The organism is Lentzea albidocapillata subsp. violacea (assembly GCF_900100275.1).
GTDB lineage: Bacteria > Actinomycetota > Actinomycetes > Mycobacteriales > Pseudonocardiaceae > Lentzea > Lentzea violacea.
The window spans coordinates 229,887-245,266 of record NZ_FNET01000008.1 but is presented as its reverse complement, the minus strand read 5'-3'; the positions used below and the strand labels follow the sequence as shown (position 1 = coordinate 245,266).

Here is a 15,380-nt window from a genome sequence, read left to right as displayed (position 1 = left end):
GTGGTCAGGGAACCCGGATGCCTTCGCGCACGAGCGCGTCACGAGCGGCGGGGTCGACGGCGGGGTCGGGGAATAGGCCGGTGTCGGTGGGGACGCCTGGGCTGGTGGTGGCGCGCAGGGTGAGGATTTGGCGGATGCGGCCGGTGTTGTCGCCGCTGGTGCGGATGCCGATGACCCAGGCGGAGGTGTCCAGGGCTGCGCCGATGTCGTCGACGACGCGGACGAGGTCGCCCAGGGTGATGCGGGGATCGGGCAGGATCTCGATATCCCCGATGACCGGAAGTGGTTGCGCGGCAACGGAGAGCAGGTAGTTGGCGATGCGTCCGGCGGTGCCGAGGGTCTGAATCCACGGTGTTGCGGGGACTTGGTAGACCTGGGCGCCGTAGCGGGTGCGGCTGGTGGTGTCGTAGCGGCGGGTGGACAGCCGGGTCGGGCTGTTCATGGCGAGGCGTTGCGACCAGATCGACAGCGACGGCAGGCCGCCGCTGGTGACGATGAAACATGTGCTGCTGGACAGGTTGCGGAAGGTCACGCGCAGGGTGGCGCCGTCGCGTTCGGTGGTGGACTCGATCGAGCCGTGGATGCCGAGCTGTCCGTTGAGCGTTGGGGAGAACCGCACCCGGCTGGTGTTGGTGGGCAGGGTGGTGGCGTAGACGACCGGGGGTGGGCTGTCGTATTCGGAGACGTCGTAGTCGTAGGTGAACGTCATCGTCTGGAACGCGCCGATGGAGCGGACCGTGGTTTCGGTGAACCGCTCGGCCGGCGTGCCGGTGGTGTAGAGCTGATACGGCACGTCGATGGTGTTGCGGATCGAGTCGATCGCCTCGGAGACGCGCAGGCTGGCGATCTCACGCGCGGAGGTCACCTGGTTGAACGTCTGGCCGGGCGTGGTGAAGCGGGTGTTGTTGCGGTAGCGGCACACCCCGTAGGGGTCGAACTCGGCGGTCGCCTGTTCGGCCTTGGCCACGCTCGTGATGACGTCCCAGGCGGAGCCCTGCACGGGCGGGATCGCGCGCAACTCGGAGGTGATCTGGTCGAGCACCGCGCCGCGCGTCCAGGCCTGGGTGAACTCCTGGCGGGTCATGCGGTTCTCGCGCAATGACACCTGCACGGCCTCGATCGGCAGCGCCGAGGACATCTCGATGTAGTTGAGCTGGGAGAAACCGAGTTCGGTGAACGCGCCCATGTCGGTCTCGCGGTAGGTGTCGAACGCGGACCCGGTGATGAAGTAGCGGGCGGACGGGGTGCGGCCGGACCACGTCCAGTGCACGCCGACGTGGTAGACGCTGGCGAACCGGATGCCCATCGCGGCGTCACCCTTGACGGAGCCGCCGGTGCCGGTCGCGCCGATGTTCATCTGGTCTTCGCTGAAGTCGAACCAGAAGTAGATGTCGTTGATGCTGTTGTCCGCCTGGAACACCAGCTTCATCTCGACCCGGTTCCCCGACGCGGCCAGGCTGGTGCGGTCCACCCAGAACTCCACGAACAACCCGCGTCCGCCCACGGTGGTGCGGGTGCGTGGGTCCCAGCGCACGGTGAAGGGCTGGGAGCCGGGCATGGCGGCGATCTCCCACGGTGCGCGGTCGCGCCGGTAGGTCAGGGAGTTGTGGGTGTGGTCGCGGTAGAACCCAACATCCGGCACGACGCCGCCGTGCATGGAGGCGTAGAGGGTGCAGTCCGCGCGCGGTGGCGGGGCGCTGTGGATGCCCGCTTCCCGTAGGAGGTGGTCGACCACCCACGTGCCGGAGGCGATGGGGTTGGCGTTCGCGGAGAGCACCGCGGGCAGGCGTGCGGCGTCGCGGAGCTTCTCGGCGCCGTCGAGCGCGGACACGGCCACGGTGCCGGTGCCGCTGTCGGCGGCCCGGTCCCGGATCGAACCCCGGAAGCCGGGCAGGGTCTCGCCCGCCAGGCCCCAGCTGTGGGTGACGGACTGGCCGGGCCGGGCGATGTCACCCGTGCTGTGCGGCGCATAGGGGCTGTAGAGCTGCGCGGCGCTCTTGCCGTCCGCTCCGGTCAGGTCGAGCCGCAGTTCCGCGGCGGCACTGCCGTTCACGGCGCGCATCTGCTCGGGCAGATCGGAGTCGTAGGCGCGATCGAGGGTCCACGAGGTGACTTGGTCGGTGAGGTCGCGTCCGGCGAGCCGGGTCAGGCTGGTGTTGGTGCGCTCGGCGTTCTGCAGGGCGGTGGTGAGTTGCGGGCTAGCGGGGAGTACGGCGCACCTCCACGAGGGTCAGGGACAGGTCGCGGTGTGGTGGCCGGGCCTTGTCGGTGTAGCCGGTGACGGTCATGGCGGGGCAGCCGTCGCCGAGGGTGCCGACCTCGTCGGCGGTGACGGGGTCGCCCATGCGCAGCAGCGCCGGACCGAGGGGTTTCGTGCCGGTCCAGGCGCGCAGGATGAGGCGCGGCAGGACGAACACGGCCCCGGCGGGTGGGACGGCGGTCAGCAGTGAGGATGGTCCGGCTTCGCCGACGAAGCTTTGATCGGCTGTGTAGAACGTGAAGGCGCAGCGCACGTCGGGCAGGCTGGTGGCCATGTGGACGGGCAGGCCGGGGGCGACGGGCCAGCCGAACCAGTGCGGGTGCAGGAGCCAGATGCCGTCGTTGTCGCGTGGGTCGGTGACGGTGATGACCCGGTCGGCCCGCTCGGTGAGCGTGCCCCACCCGGACATCAGGTAGGCCGCGCGCGGCCCGTAGCCCTGCGACTGCCCGCCATCGAGCAGGTTGCGGGCGGCGGGGTCGATCACGGCCAGCGGGCCGGGACCGAACACGCCGCGCGCCAGCGCCTCCACCCACCCGGCTTCGGCCGGAGCCATCGCGGACCAGGACAGTGCGAGGCGGCGGGGTGGCGTTGCCAGGCGGGTGGTGGTGATCCCGCCCGACAACGCCGCGAACTCCTGGACGCCCAGGCTGATGGAGCGGTCCAGGTCGGTGGCCGCGTCGCGGACCTCGCGCAGTCCTCCGAGCGGGCCGATCCACAACGAGGCCAACGGCGTCACCTCCGAGACAGTGCGTGCTGGCCTTCGGCGGTGGCGCGGGCGATCTCGGTTGCGCCGACCTGCACCACAACGGGCCGTGCGGCAAGGCGTTCGATCGCCTCGACCAGCGCGGCGAGATCCGTACCGGAGGAGTCGTCTCGGCCGGCCGTGGCAGTGGCCTGGGCGGCGAGTCGTTGCGCGGCAACGGGTCCGGTCTCGACGGCGAGCGTGGCGGCGGGGATGCGGTCGGTCAGGTCGGTGAGGTAGCGGCGCACAGCCGGTTCCTCGTCCTCGAAACCGTCCACGAGCGAGCGCATGATGAGCACACCGTTGGCGCGCAACAGCTTCGCGTCTCGCTCGGGCGGCCCCTTCCAGTCGGGCAACAGGTTGGTCAGCTCACGCAGCTTGGCGCGCACGGCGCTGATCATGGACTCGATGCCGCGCAGGAAGCCGCGAATCAGGTTCTTTCCGGCCTCCAGCAGCAGGGAGCCGACGTTGCCGAAGCTGGACAGGATCTGTCCGGGCAGGCCACCGAAGAACCCGAGCAGGGAACGGATTCCGAGTTCCGCTCCGGAGGCCAGCAGCCGCCAGGCGGCCGACGCGATGTCCTGCACGCCGCGCCAGGCCCGCGACCAGTCGCCCGACAGCAGCGCGAGGCCAGTGTTGATCACGCCCTGGATGAGCGCGAGCGCGGCGGAGATGATCTCCAGCGCGTTGCGGAAGACCGGTTTCACGCCGTCGTTGATGAACAGCTTCAGCACGGGGATCACGTGCTCGACGAACAGCGCGGCCAGCTTCAGCAGTGCCGCGTTCCAGACGGTCATGATCATCAAGGCTTGCGTGATCACGGGCACGAGTTCGCCGAGCAGCGGGAGCAGCTCGGGCAGCAGCTCGGAGACGATGCGCAGCAACAGCGGCGTCATCGGCAACAGGCCCTCGGACCAGAACTGAATCCACGCGGCGGCGAGCGGCGGGATCAGCGGAACGAGGTTGCGCAGCGCCTCGGCCAGGATCTTGCCCAGCAGCATTCCGGTTTCGACCAGCGACGGCGTGGCGGCCGACAGGTCGAGGGCGGTCACGAGCTGACGGATCGACTCGACCAGCACAGGCAGGACGGGCCGGGCCTGCTCCCAGGCAGCCAACAGGACGTCCGAGAAGATCTCGGCCAGGATCGTGACGAGCGGTAGCGCGGCCTCGATCGCCTGCACGAACGCGCCGCCCAGCTCGGTAGCGATCGGGGTCAACGCACCGAGCAGCGCCGACAGGGCGGGCACGGCCGCGCGGAGCGCCTGGACCAGCAGTTGACCGACAGCGGAGATCAACGGCTTGGCCGCACGGGCGAGTTCGAGCAGGTCAGGGGTCAGTTCGCGGATGCCGTCGGCAAGCGCGCCGCCGACGAGCTCCTGCACGAGCTCGCCGACGACGGGCGCGAGCTCGGCGACGATGCCGGAGACGGCGCCCAATGCCGGCACGAGCACGGAGGCGAGCGCCTGAGCAGCGACCCCCGCCAGAGGTGCGAGCACGCCCAGGATCTCGGCCGCAGGCTTCGCCCCGGCGGCCAGGATGGTGAAGGCCTGCCCGAGGCTCGTGCCGAGCTGGCCGACAGCGGGGATCGTGTCGGAGGCGAACGCGCGGCCTACGGCCTCCAGCAGCGTGAGCAGGCCCGAGGCGGCAGCGTGCAGGCCGCCGAAGAACTGTTGCAGGGCAACGGTTCCTTCCGCAGAGCGGAGGAACGTGAGCATGGACCCGGTCAGGGCGGACAGGGTGGCGAACAGGCTTGCGCCGTGGGTGTTCGCGGCCCCGAAGATCGTGAACACGATCCGGGCCAGATTCCCGATCGTGGTCACGAAGTCGCCGACCGCAGACAGCCCGGCGCTCATCCACTCGTGAAGCTGCCCGGTTTCCCGAGCCCGGCTGACGAAGTCGGCCAGACTCGTTGCACCGTCAGCAAAACCGGACGCGAAGCCGGGCAGGAACTCGGAGCCGACCGCCGCCAGGTCCCGGATGATCTGGAGCAGCGGCGCGGCCCCGCCGGACAGGGCGCGGACGGACTGGCCGGTCTGGTCGAGGATCAGCCGGACGTCGTCGACGGTGCGGCCGTCGCGGGCGAACGTCGCGGCGTTGCGGGCGGCCTGGTTGAAGCCTCCGGCGACGTCGGCCAGGCCGCCGCGCAGCACCGGCAGGTAGGTGCCGCCGAGCTGCTCGACCTCCTTTCCAAGCCCCTCGAACAACCTGGCTCGGATGTCGAGCTGGAGGCCGTCGAGTTGCGGCCGCAACGCCCGCACGGCGTCGGTGGTCTCGCGCATCGCGGGCGGGAAGTCCTTGACCGCCTTGGCGTAGTCCTCCGCAGACTCCGCGTCGAACGCCTCGGACAGCCCTTCCACGCCGAGCTTGAGCGTGCGGACCGCGATCGCCGCGGCGATGCCCACGGCCGGGAGTACCAGCAGCGAGCCCGACGCGGTGGCCGCTGCCGCGCCCAGGCCGCCCGTGAGGCTGATGGCCTGCGCCAGGGCAGCGGCGAACGCCCCGTACTTCAGGGTGGCCGCGCCGACGCTGGCGGTGTTGCCGACGATGGAGGCGGTGGTTCCGGTGAGTGCTCGGTCGAGCTGCCCGAGCCCGGCAAGGCTCGTGGTGAACGAGCGGTCCAGGACCGCGCGAATCTGGATCGCCTTGCGGCTCTGGCGTTCGCGCAGGGCGTTGGCTTCGCGTTCGGCGGGCAGGGTGTCGAGCTGGGCGAGCAGCCGCATGGCGGTCTGGTCGCCCTGGGCGGCGAGCTGCTGGAGCTGCGCGCGGGCCAGCGCGGTCTGGATCTGCGCGCCGAGGCTGATGTTCGGTGCGCCGCGCTCTTCCTCGTTGATGGCCTTCTTCACGGCCGCGCCGAGGCCGACGAGGCTGGGCAGAACCTTGAGGTAGGTGTGGCCGACGTAGGTCAGGGGCGATCACCCGCCACGCATCCACAGCGCGATCTCGCGCATGGTCGTCGGTTCGGTGGCTGGTTCACCTCCTCCGGCCGCCGTGGCGGTGGAGGTGGCGGGCTGGTCGAACGGGCCGACAACGTCGGTGTCGGTGACCTTGTGCCCGAGCGCAGTGGCGACCGTGGCCCACAGCAGCGTGACCCGGCGTTCCAGCGCGGCCAGCGCGAGATCCGCGCGAGTCCAGCCGGCGTCGGTCCCCGCCGAGCGCCAGACGGCCGCGTCCTCGGGGAGGTTGGCGACGAGCGCGCATACGCGTCGGTAGGACAGGGTTCCCCGGTAGAGGTCGAGCAGGTCGACCCCGTACCGGAGTAGGTCGGTTTCGAGGGCTTCGGCGGTGGTGTCGTCGGCCAGCAGGCGGCCGACGACTACCGGTTTCCCCGCCCCAGCTCCCGCATGATCGCCTTGCTGAAGTCGTCCGCATCGCCTGTGGTCTTGGCCAGCTCCCGGAACGTGGAGTACTGGTCCTCACCGAGGATGAGCCGCAGGGCGGTCAGGGTGTGGCCCTGTTCCTCGGCCTCGATCGCGTCGAGCGGGTAGTCCTGTGGGGCGGGCAGGCCGAACCGCTTGCCCCGCCATATCACCGCTGACCTGGTCGCCGTCGCGGGCTGGCCGTTTGCCTCACGGCGTTGGCGGTTGCTCACAAGTGATCTCCTTCAATGTCATGGTGAGACGACGCGTCACGCAGCCCGCCACGTGGTGGCTCGTTAGGCTGCGGAGATGGCAACTCCGCTGGAAGACGAGTGCACGGCGGCATGGGTTCTGCAAACCGCCGTGTGTGACGTGCTGGCGGCGCTGATCAACGATGAGGCGTGCGCGCCCCATGCCGATCCCTACTGCGTGCCTCGGGCGGAGCTCACCGCGTGGGACCGTGCCGCGATCCTGATCACTGCGGTGGAGCCCTGGTTGCGTGGCCTGCACCCGGAGTTGGTCGCGGAACTGCGCGACGCGGTGGCGTTCGCACACAGCGGGGACACAGAGGAAGCGATGATTCGCCTGTTTCGGGTATGGGAGCCGCTGGTGGTGATGGCGGCGACTGAGCTGGATCTGCCGACCCGGCGAACGTAGAGAGTCCACGTGACCGCTTCGGATCAGCTCACGGTCTTGGACGCGGTGACTGTGGGAGTCGCGAGCAGGACGGCGGGGTCATCGGTCAGCCATACCGCGAGCGTGGTCCCCGAGGCGGGCGAGAGCGCCGCGAACGTAAGGCCCCAGCGGGCTTCTTGGGTGCGGGTCCACTGGGCGTCGGCGGTCTCGGAGACCTCGACGCGGGGCACGTAGAGCCGGTGGTGGTAGATCTCGGTGGCGCTGATCTGGTCGGTCCAGTCCACGCACAACGCGCGCTCATCACCCTTGGGGACAGAGCTGATCTCGGCCCGGTACTTCTTGCTGCCGGTGCCGACCTCGGCGAAAGTCATGCCGCCGAAGTAGACGCCGAGCACCGCGCCCTTGGACTCCTGAAACACGCTGGCAACCGTAAGTTCCTGGGAGGTGTAGATGTAGCGCGCGGGGGTGATCTGCTGCCAGTGCGTGGTACCGGACTTCTCGATCGTCCGCTTGACCGTCACACCGTCTTCTGTGGACAGGCCGAGGCCGGTCCAGGCGGCGGGCAGTGCGGCGGTGGCGTCGGGTGGTTCGGGTGCGCCGGGTGGGGCGAGGGACAGTTCCCCGGTTCCGGGGACTCGGACAAGGGTCGGGTGCAGGCTCAAGCGGGAGTGCCTCCGGGGATGCGGGCAGGAGGCCCCCGGTACGTACTCGCGGGAATCGTCTCGAGTTACGGCGGCGGCCTCCGTAGCGGACGAGTCAGGGGCGGGCAGGTGTCCGGATACGGACAGCGGCCGTGGCGGTCGCGAGCGGCTTGCGGGTGTGCGGGTCCGGTGCGGCGATCGGACCCACGATCGGCTCGACGTCGAGAACGCCGCGCGTACCGCGCAGGGAACACAGCACGGCGAGGGCGAGACCGGCCGCGGCCTTGGCGTCGTGGTCGGTGCGGTGCCAGCAGGTCAGCCGGATCACGACGCGTTGCACGGCGGGCCACCGCCAGGTGTGGCCTTCCTCGGTGAGGCGCAGCCACGGCAGCGACGGCGGCCCACCCTGCTGGCCGTGGCCGGTCTCGGTGCCGACCTTCAGCCCGGACAGGACGGGTTCGGGGCGGGCGGCCAGCAGCGGGCGCAGCACCGCGAGGACGAGTTCCACCGCGTCGACGGGGACGGGAATCGGGCCGGTCATGTGTCGCGGCGGGTGTCGATGCCGTGCACGTCCAGGCCGAGCGCTTCGGCCGCGCGGGTCAGGACGCCGTGCTTGGCCTCCATGCCCATCCCTGCCGGGTGCTTGACCGCCACGGTGTAGGCGACGCGATCGGGTGCGGGGTCGTGCAGGACGTCGACGGGCAGCAGGTCGCCGGAGGTGACCCGGTGCCCCTGCGAGCGGGCGCCGGTCGCGACCTCCTCGGCCAGGGCCTTGAGGTGCGCGGCCAGTTCAGGCGACTGGAGGATTTCGGCGACGCCGTCACGGTCGACGCGGAAGCCGGTGAACGCTCGCATGGTCAGCCCTCCACTTCCACGAGCCGCACCCAGAACCGGGTCCGGCCGAACGCCGGTTCCCACATCTCCGGCGTGCCGTCGACGCGGAAGGTCCGGCCGCGCCACTCGACCTGCTCGCGCGGGCCGACCTGGTCGTAGGTGAACAGCCGCCAGCGCGTGATCACGGGCTGGCGGCCGGTCTCCACCGGTTCGGTGGAGGTGTGGGGCTGCATGTAGCCGCGCACGTCGCGACGGGGTGCGCCAGGGCCGTAGTCCTGTGCGGGGGAGGGGTTTCCGTATTGGTCTTCGACCTCCAAGGGGTCAACGAGTGTGACGATGTGAGGGAGCTGCACCCTCACCTCCTTCGGTAACAGCGCAGGTCGGCGGGCGATGCACGGGGACCAGGGGGAAGGCGAGGACATGCATGACCGGGCGGGATATGACGAGCGGTAGAGCACGCGCGGTGCTCGTGGTGTCGGTGCTCGTGTTGCTGTCCTGCGCGGTAGGCAATGTGCTGCTCGCCGTCACCGAGTCGGCGTGGTGGCCGCTGATCGCCGCCGTGGTGTGGCGGGGTGCCGCCGCCGGCGTGACGGCCTGGGCAACGGCAGCCTTTACGTCCAGATCGAGAACGCCCCGCGCGGCACCGGGACGGGTGGACGCAGGAGTTTCAGCTCATCGGCGGTGAAGTACAGGCCGCCGCCATCGTGGGCGAGCGTGCGGGCGTGCCCGCCGATCGCCTCGTCCTTCAGCCCCTCGGGCGGGGTTGCGAGTGCGCGCAGGACGGCGGCGCTGACCACCCCGACCGCCGTGGCGGGCGGTGGGTCGGTCATCGAGGGAACGAGGGTGCGCGCCATCGCCGAGGCGTCCGTGCACAGGATCGTGACGCGGGCGCGCTCGGCGGGTGTGAACTCCTGCTCGGTGCGGGCCTGGACGTCGTCAACGGTGGCCAGCGCCTCTGGAGGTGGCGAGGGCATCAACCACCTCCTCGGAACGGCCTTTGGTGAGGTCTGGCGGATCTGGCTGTATGCTGGACGTGGAAGCATCGCTTTCGGGCGGTGCGCAGAGACAGGCCCGTAGGGGCAAGTCTCTTTGTCCGCGCAGCAGTATCCCCGGTTGTGGAGGCTGCTGTATGGCCGCGAGGCCGTAGCCAGACGGACGAGACCGTTAGTGTGACCAAACCTCGTTCGACCGGTTCTTCAGCTGCGAAAAGGCCCTACCGTTGCCCGATCAACGGGGTGGGTCTGGTTCTCTGAAGAACGCGGAGGCGGTAGCCACGATAGGTGTCCTAGTGACCCGGTTACCCGCTGGCGAACACCCCAACGAGAAGAGCGGCCACACCGCCGAAGCGTCTGCCGGAATCGGGACCGACGGACTGACCTTCGGAGTTGTCGTGCCTGCTGCACTCGCTGACTCGTTGACCGCCGCCGCGATCACCTTCGGCATCCTCGGTCTCGTCGCGCTCGCGCTCGGTTGGTACATCGTGCGCAAAACCGGGAAGACCGAGGGCCTTCTCCATCTGGCTGAACTGGTGAAGGCGCTGTTTCGCCGAAAGTGACGAGCTGTTCAGGATTCGTTGGTCGATTCCCTCGGGGGGCGACCGCCGACCGCGCGCACGCCAAGCTCTGCGGGCAGTCCGCGCAGCAGGTCGGCGGTGGCCTTGTCGGTGACCTCGGCCTCGCCGTCGACGAAGGTGACGCCGAGGTCGTGCACGACGAGTTGCTTGTAGACGCTGGATGTGAACCTCATGCGCCACCACCTCCGGCCGGGGCCGTGGTGGTCAGGCCGGTGATCTTGCCGTGCGCGATCTCCGGTCCGTACTCCAAGCTGATCTCTCCGTAGATCTGCGCCTTGTCGGTGGAACCGGTGCGCGCCAACGGTTCGGAGAACAGGAAGCCCTTGCCGGGCGTTTCGAGGAGCACGGGGGCGCACTGGTCGAGGCTGACCACTTGCACGGTGTCGGCGGGCATGTAGCGGTTCAACATGATGTTGAGGCGTCCGAAGTCCGTCTCGATCGTGGAGACGGACACGCCGCCGACATTGCGGCTCTGCTCCTGATAATTCTTCTTCGTGACGAACTCGTTGGTGAGCTGACGCTTCTGCCACGCAGCACACATCAACGTGGCGGTCTCGCTGACCTGGATGCCGCCGTTCTCCCAGACCTTCTGCAACAGGTCGAGGATAATCGCCTCGGTCAAAGCCTTGGCGGTGGCGTTGGTGATGACGTTGGTCTTGGTGGCCTCCAGGATGCCGCGCGTCTTGCGCACCGTGCTGTTGTCGGTGGGCTCCTGGAACTTGCCCGTGATGAAGCCGAGTTCGACGTCACGGCCGATCTGGACGAGGGCCTGGCGGGTCTGCCAGTCCATCTCGTTGAGGACGGCGTTCGTGCCGCCGATGCTCGCGGCGTTCGGGTTCGCCGAGCCCGTGCCGGCGAACATGTTCTGGGATGCCTGCCGGGTGTAGGAGACGCCCACCGTTTCCTGGTGGATTTCCAGGACGTTGCGGTCCTGGCCACGGACGCGGGTCTCTGCGGCCGGGGCGTCTCCGCCTTCGAGGCGCTGGCGGTTGGCGTCCGGTGGGCGCAGGTCGTACACCGACCAGGTGTGCACGACGCCGTTCGCGCGCTTGCCGCCGGTCAGGCCGCCGATGCTGGACAGAAACGGCGTGTCGGAGGGGGTGAGGGCGAAGAGCTCGCCGACGTAGTTCGGACTGTTGTAGGTGTTCGCGATGGCAGCAATGCCAGGCATGGAATCCTTGGGGTGTAGGGGATTCCTCGGCGTGCCACCGTCCGGGGACCTGCCGCAGCGCAGGAGAGCGGGCGGCATCGCGAGTATGTGGTTGTGGGTGTTCTCGGCCGCCCGTCCCTACGTGCGCGTGTGCGCGAGAGTCGCCGTCAGGCGGTGCCGAGTATTCACGGTGAATAGGGGAAGTTGTGCCAGGTCAGCGCTGCTCGCGCGCCATCGCGGCGAGCCGCTGGTTCTTCAGGGAGATGGCCGTTGCCCAGTCGCCTCGGGCCTCGGCGTCGCGGATCTGCTCCGCGACACCGGACGGGCCGTTGCGCTGGCCCTGTGACGGGTCGGGAGCCGGTCGTCGTGGGCCGTCGACGCGGGCGAGGTGCGGGCGCTGCGTGAGGACCGCGGCGAGGTCCGCTGCGATGGCGGCGGTGTCGACGGTGCCGTCCTCGGTGAGGTAGCGGTCGCGGTCGTCGAGGTAGCGCGGCGCGTCAGACGGGTCGGCCCAGCCGGTCGCGGCGGCGCGGATCTCCGCATCCACGGCGGTGCGGCGCATCGTGGCGAACTGCTGTTCCATCGCCGTGGCGCGGGCGGTGGCGCGTTCGGTCTCGCTCTGCTGGGAGGCCTCGATCTCGTCCAGCCGCTTGGCCTTGTCGCGGTGCTCCCGCGCCGTGGTCTCGGCCTTGGCCAGCTTCGTCTGTGCCTGCTCGTAGAGCGCCTTGTAGTCCGGGGTGGACGTGTCGGCGGGCGGCTCGGTGACGGGGGCTGGTGGCTGGACTGGCGGGGCGGCCGAGGCCTGTGCGGGGGCGTTGGGCGGGTTCTCGGCAGGGGTGGCGGGTGAGTTGGTCGGCTGGGACAACGGGAGGAGAAACCCCCTTTCCGGGGCGAGAAGGAAACAGGAAACCCTCAGGTCAGCGCAGGTAGCCGAACCTGCGGAGCTGACGGATCAGCTCGGCGCGGTCGGGGACGGTGTTGACGAGTTGGGCGGCGGTCGGGCGCGGTACGCGGGAGCGGCTGTACTGGCCGCCTTGCTTGGCCAGCTCGCCGAGCTGACGGCCATGACCGCGCACGGTGGTGGCGTCGTGGGTGTACTCGTGCCCGGCCGCGACGTAGACGGCGTTCTTCCGGCGGGCGTTGACCACGCGCGAGATGTCGGCACCGGCCCGGATCGCCTCGGCGTCACCGACGCCGAAGGCCTTGTTCTGCTGCTCGGTGGTCATGGAGTCGAACAGGTCGCGTGGGTTGTTGCCGGGCCGGTCGTCGTGCCACTGGTCGTGGGTGACGGGCCGCATGTCGCAGTCACAGCGCGGATGCCGCAGGAAGCCGGTGGAGAAGGTGTAGAGGCGTCCGGCGAGCAGGATGCAGCGCCCGCACGCGGGCAGTGTCACGACGCGTTCGTATCCGGCGAGCTCGGGTTCGAGGATCGCGGTCGTGTGGCGGGCGATGCGGCCGGCGTCGGCGGTCTCTGTGCTGACGTAGGTCAGCAGCTTGGCCAGGCCGAGCGCGTGCGCCTCGGACGGGGGCACGCCGGCGAGCAGCGCCAGCCGGTAGCGGCGCAACGCGAAGTCCACCAAGGCGGCCAAGGGCAGGCCGTTGGCGGCGATCCCGGAGAACATGGCGGACACGAGCGCGCCGACCGGGTTGGACACGGCGCCGAGCGCGGCGAGCGTGGCGGCGATGTACAGCGGTGCCAACGCGGCTGCCTCGGCCTGCGCCTCCTCCACGGTCGCGACGACCTGCAGACGGAGAGCGGCGGCGGTGGCCGAGTCGATCGCGGGGCTGTCGAGTTGCCGCCAGGCGGCCTGTGCCTCGTTGACGGTGGTGCGGACGATGCGTTGCTGGGCGGTGTAGAACTCGGCGTCCACAGCGGTAATGGGTGCGGTCAACGGCACCACCGTCATCGGATCACGGCGTCAGAACGGATTGGCGGGCTCGGCGCACCGGTGTGTCGTGCCCGGTTGGCCTGCGTCTCAACGAAACTGGACTGCATGAGTGACGAGCGGCCGTACTGGCCAACCATCGAGGTCCCGATGGGAATCCAACTGAACGGGCCCGATCTTGACGAAGATGCGCGCATGTTGGTCGGCCTGGGTGCTGTTGTGCGCGCGGCCTCCCAGGCTGACCACGAGCTTCGAACGCTGTACTGCGCACTGGTCGGTAGCCCCTACGCCGCAGTGATTGCTGCCGGGCAGATGACGAATCAGTTGATCACGGATTGTCGAGCACTAATCGAAGTCAGGCTGGATCTCACGACGGAGGGCAAGACCAAGATCCTTGACCTGCTCGGCGAACTCAAGCGACTGTCTGAGCGGCGCAACCGCTTCGTCCATGATGTATGGGCCGGTGGACTCGATGGCCAGACTGAGTTGATGCGTAGTAAGCGCGGCACCAAGGATCTGTCGTTTCAGCCGATCACCTTGAACGAACTGATCGACACGGCAAGGGGCATTATGTACACCCTCGTCCAGATCAACTCATGGATCTTCGACGCCCTTCCCCATGCCGTGGGCATGGAGGCGCAACTTCGCTGGATTGAGGCTCAGGTACGTCAGGGCAAGGACGAGTAGCGCGCAGCTGTCGGTGATGTCGTAGTCATGCCAGGCCAACTACGGCCAGCGGCTACCTCCTGGCGAGGACCGGCTCCTCGAACTGCACGGCGGGTGGCGGGAGGACCTGGCCGCCGAGCCGCCCGACCGGACGACGCGGCGACGACAACGACGGGGCCGCAGGCTCCGGCCGGCGTGGCTCGGGAACGGGCTTCGGGCCGAACTCGGCGGCCTGGTCGCCACCCGCGACACGCGAGTACGCCTCGGCGTCCTCGGCTTCCATGTCCCGGATGTCGGTGTCGGAGTAGCCGAGCGACCGGCGAGCGAAGCGGCGCGGCAGCAGCCTGTCCGCCGAGTACAGCTTGACGGCGGCGTCGGCCTGCGCGGCGAACGTGGGTGTGGCGGCGTCGGCCCACTGCGATTCCATCCGCAGTGCTTCGGCGGGAATGCGGCCGTCGCGCACCATCAGCACGATGCGCATGATCTGTTCCCACGAGTCGCCGAACGTGCGCTGTCGGCGTTCCGCGCGCTTGATGTGCCGCGACTCCGACGAGCGGATACCGTCCGCTGACGCGGGGTTCTCGGTCGCGTAGCCGAGGTAGTGCGGCGGCAGGCCGGACAGCGACGACACCACGCGCGCCAGGGTGTTGAGCGTGTCGTGGAAGTTCGAGAGGTTCGCTTCGGGGAACTGGCCGACCGCAACGCCGTCTTCCTTGGGCGACTTCGGGGACGCCCACAGCACACCGGCCACGGACTCCCACGGCGTGAGCTGACGCCCTTGCGCGTCAACGAAGTCGTCTTTGTCGAAGCCGAGTGCGTACCGGCGCGGCATCGCGTGGTACTCGGCGCTGATCATCATGTCCGTGGCGATCTTGCAGGCCGCGTCGGACAGCGGGAGAACGCTGATCAGCTCCGAGCGACCGAGCCGCGGAGGCGCGGTGCGACGTCGCCGGATGCGCGGCCGGTTGATGACCGGCACCACCGGCACGGTGCCCATGCCGTGCTCGTCGCGGTCGATCTCCGACCAGGTGCCGCCGCCGTTGTCGCTGCTGTACCAGACGGTTTCATTGGGCAGGTAGAGCGTGGCGTAGGCCTCGGTGTAGCCGTCGCCGTCCTCCTCGTACTGCCGTTTCAGCGCGGCCCGGACCTCGCGCGTGCGCGGGTCCAGGTCAACGTGGACCTCCAGCGGGGACTCGACCGTCACCAGCGGGGTGGATGGGTTCTTCTCGTTGCTGCCGACGATGGCGTAGGAGCGGCCGAGCGCGAGCGCGTCCACATGCGCCTGCTCGGAATGCAGGTCCAACCGGTTGGCCTGCCAGATGTGCCACAGCTCCCGATCGGCCGCCGCCTCGCCGCCGAGCCGGAACCCGGTTACGTCCAGGCGTTCGTCCAGGCTGTCCACGATCAATTGGGGCCAGTTGATGACGACGGAGCGCAGGCGGGAGTCCAAGCGCCGCAACAGCTCGGGGTGCATGTAGGACAGCGGCTGTTCGCCTTCATAGTAGGCGTCTAGCAACTCCAGCTCCGGCAATTGCCTGTTGTGTAGCCGCGCCAAGCGGGTCACCCATTGATCGGGAGGCAGCTCGAACTTGGTGGTGTGCAGGAGGACCACCACCATCAGGAGCGAACGCCAGCA

The 15,380-nt window shown here is 69.3% G+C and carries 17 protein-coding genes; 3 read left to right on the top strand and 14 right to left on the bottom strand.

Annotated elements, in window-relative coordinates:
* Positions 1-4: 4 nt before the first annotated feature.
* The 4 genes from BLR21_RS20145 to BLR21_RS20130 form a co-directional block, all read right to left on the bottom strand.
* A complete protein-coding gene (locus tag BLR21_RS20145; RefSeq protein ID WP_143027790.1) occupies positions 5-2,053 on the bottom strand; it encodes a hypothetical protein in 2,049 nt (682 codons plus the stop codon).
* A 145-nt stretch (positions 2,054-2,198) separates the two neighbouring features.
* Positions 2,199-2,996: a hypothetical protein gene (locus tag BLR21_RS20140; protein ID WP_090007361.1), complete on the bottom strand. Its 798-nt coding sequence runs from the start codon at positions 2,994-2,996 to the stop codon at positions 2,199-2,201.
* The gene (locus BLR21_RS20135) at positions 2,993-5,845 is read right to left on the bottom strand and encodes a phage tail protein (protein ID WP_090007360.1); all 2,853 of its coding nucleotides are present in this window, start codon (positions 5,843-5,845) and stop codon (positions 2,993-2,995) included. Before BLR21_RS20135 ends, BLR21_RS20140 begins: the two co-directional genes overlap by 4 nt.
* Positions 5,846-6,315: 470 nt before the next feature.
* A complete protein-coding gene (locus tag BLR21_RS20130; protein ID WP_090007359.1) occupies positions 6,316-6,591 on the bottom strand; it encodes a hypothetical protein in 276 nt (91 codons plus the stop codon).
* Between the two features lie 76 nt (positions 6,592-6,667).
* On the opposite strand from BLR21_RS20130, the gene BLR21_RS20125 reads away from it, so the two are divergent.
* Positions 6,668-7,015, top strand: coding sequence for a hypothetical protein (locus BLR21_RS20125; protein ID WP_090007358.1), 348 nt, complete (start codon positions 6,668-6,670; stop codon positions 7,013-7,015).
* A gap of 23 nt (positions 7,016-7,038) precedes the next feature.
* Here the strand turns inward: BLR21_RS20125 and BLR21_RS20120 are convergent, their stop codons facing one another.
* The 5 genes from BLR21_RS20120 to BLR21_RS20100 all read right to left on the bottom strand — a co-directional run bounded on the left by BLR21_RS20120 (position 7,039) and on the right by BLR21_RS20100 (position 9,443).
* Positions 7,039-7,656, bottom strand: a complete 618-nt coding sequence (locus tag BLR21_RS20120) for a phage tail tube protein (protein WP_143027789.1) — start codon at positions 7,654-7,656, stop codon at positions 7,039-7,041.
* Between the two features lie 94 nt (positions 7,657-7,750).
* On the bottom strand, positions 7,751-8,176 hold the full coding sequence (locus tag BLR21_RS42595) for a hypothetical protein (RefSeq protein ID WP_090007356.1): 426 nt from the start codon (positions 8,174-8,176) through the stop codon (positions 7,751-7,753).
* Complete coding sequence (locus tag BLR21_RS20110) at positions 8,173-8,490, bottom strand: hypothetical protein (RefSeq protein WP_090007355.1); 318 nt, start codon at positions 8,488-8,490, stop codon at positions 8,173-8,175. The genes BLR21_RS42595 and BLR21_RS20110 overlap by 4 nt, the downstream gene beginning before the upstream one ends.
* Positions 8,491-8,492: 2 nt before the next feature.
* Complete coding sequence (locus tag BLR21_RS20105; RefSeq protein WP_143027787.1) at positions 8,493-8,822, bottom strand: hypothetical protein; 330 nt, start codon at positions 8,820-8,822, stop codon at positions 8,493-8,495.
* Between the two features lie 258 nt (positions 8,823-9,080).
* Entirely contained in the window at positions 9,081-9,443 is a 363-nt protein-coding gene (locus BLR21_RS20100; RefSeq protein ID WP_090007353.1) for a hypothetical protein, read from the bottom strand.
* A gap of 314 nt (positions 9,444-9,757) precedes the next feature.
* Here BLR21_RS20100 and BLR21_RS20095 point away from each other — a divergent pair, with 314 nt between their 5' ends.
* Complete coding sequence (locus tag BLR21_RS20095; RefSeq protein WP_090007352.1) at positions 9,758-10,024, top strand: hypothetical protein; 267 nt, start codon at positions 9,758-9,760, stop codon at positions 10,022-10,024.
* Positions 10,025-10,032: 8 nt separating this feature from the next.
* On the opposite strand, the gene BLR21_RS20090 is transcribed toward BLR21_RS20095, so the two are convergent.
* The 4 genes from BLR21_RS20090 to BLR21_RS20075 all read right to left on the bottom strand — a co-directional run bounded on the left by BLR21_RS20090 (position 10,033) and on the right by BLR21_RS20075 (position 13,084).
* Positions 10,033-10,215, bottom strand: a complete 183-nt coding sequence (locus BLR21_RS20090) for a hypothetical protein (RefSeq protein ID WP_090007351.1) — start codon at positions 10,213-10,215, stop codon at positions 10,033-10,035.
* Complete coding sequence (locus tag BLR21_RS20085; protein ID WP_090007350.1) at positions 10,212-11,213, bottom strand: SU10 major capsid protein; 1,002 nt, start codon at positions 11,211-11,213, stop codon at positions 10,212-10,214. Before BLR21_RS20085 ends, BLR21_RS20090 begins: the two co-directional genes overlap by 4 nt.
* A 193-nt stretch (positions 11,214-11,406) precedes the next feature.
* Entirely contained in the window at positions 11,407-12,057 is a 651-nt protein-coding gene (locus tag BLR21_RS20080; RefSeq protein ID WP_090007349.1) for a hypothetical protein, read from the bottom strand.
* Between the two features lie 52 nt (positions 12,058-12,109).
* Positions 12,110-13,084, bottom strand: coding sequence for a VG15 protein (locus tag BLR21_RS20075; RefSeq protein ID WP_143027786.1), 975 nt, complete (start codon positions 13,082-13,084; stop codon positions 12,110-12,112).
* 102 nt (positions 13,085-13,186) lie between these two features.
* Between BLR21_RS20075 and BLR21_RS20070 the strand changes: the two genes are divergently transcribed.
* Complete coding sequence (locus tag BLR21_RS20070; RefSeq protein ID WP_090007347.1) at positions 13,187-13,765, top strand: hypothetical protein; 579 nt, start codon at positions 13,187-13,189, stop codon at positions 13,763-13,765.
* Positions 13,766-13,817: 52 nt separating this feature from the next.
* Here the strand turns inward: BLR21_RS20070 and BLR21_RS20065 are convergent, their stop codons facing one another.
* Positions 13,818-15,362, bottom strand: coding sequence for a phage portal protein (locus tag BLR21_RS20065; protein WP_256334805.1), 1,545 nt, complete (start codon positions 15,360-15,362; stop codon positions 13,818-13,820).
* Positions 15,363-15,380 lie beyond the last annotated feature (18 nt).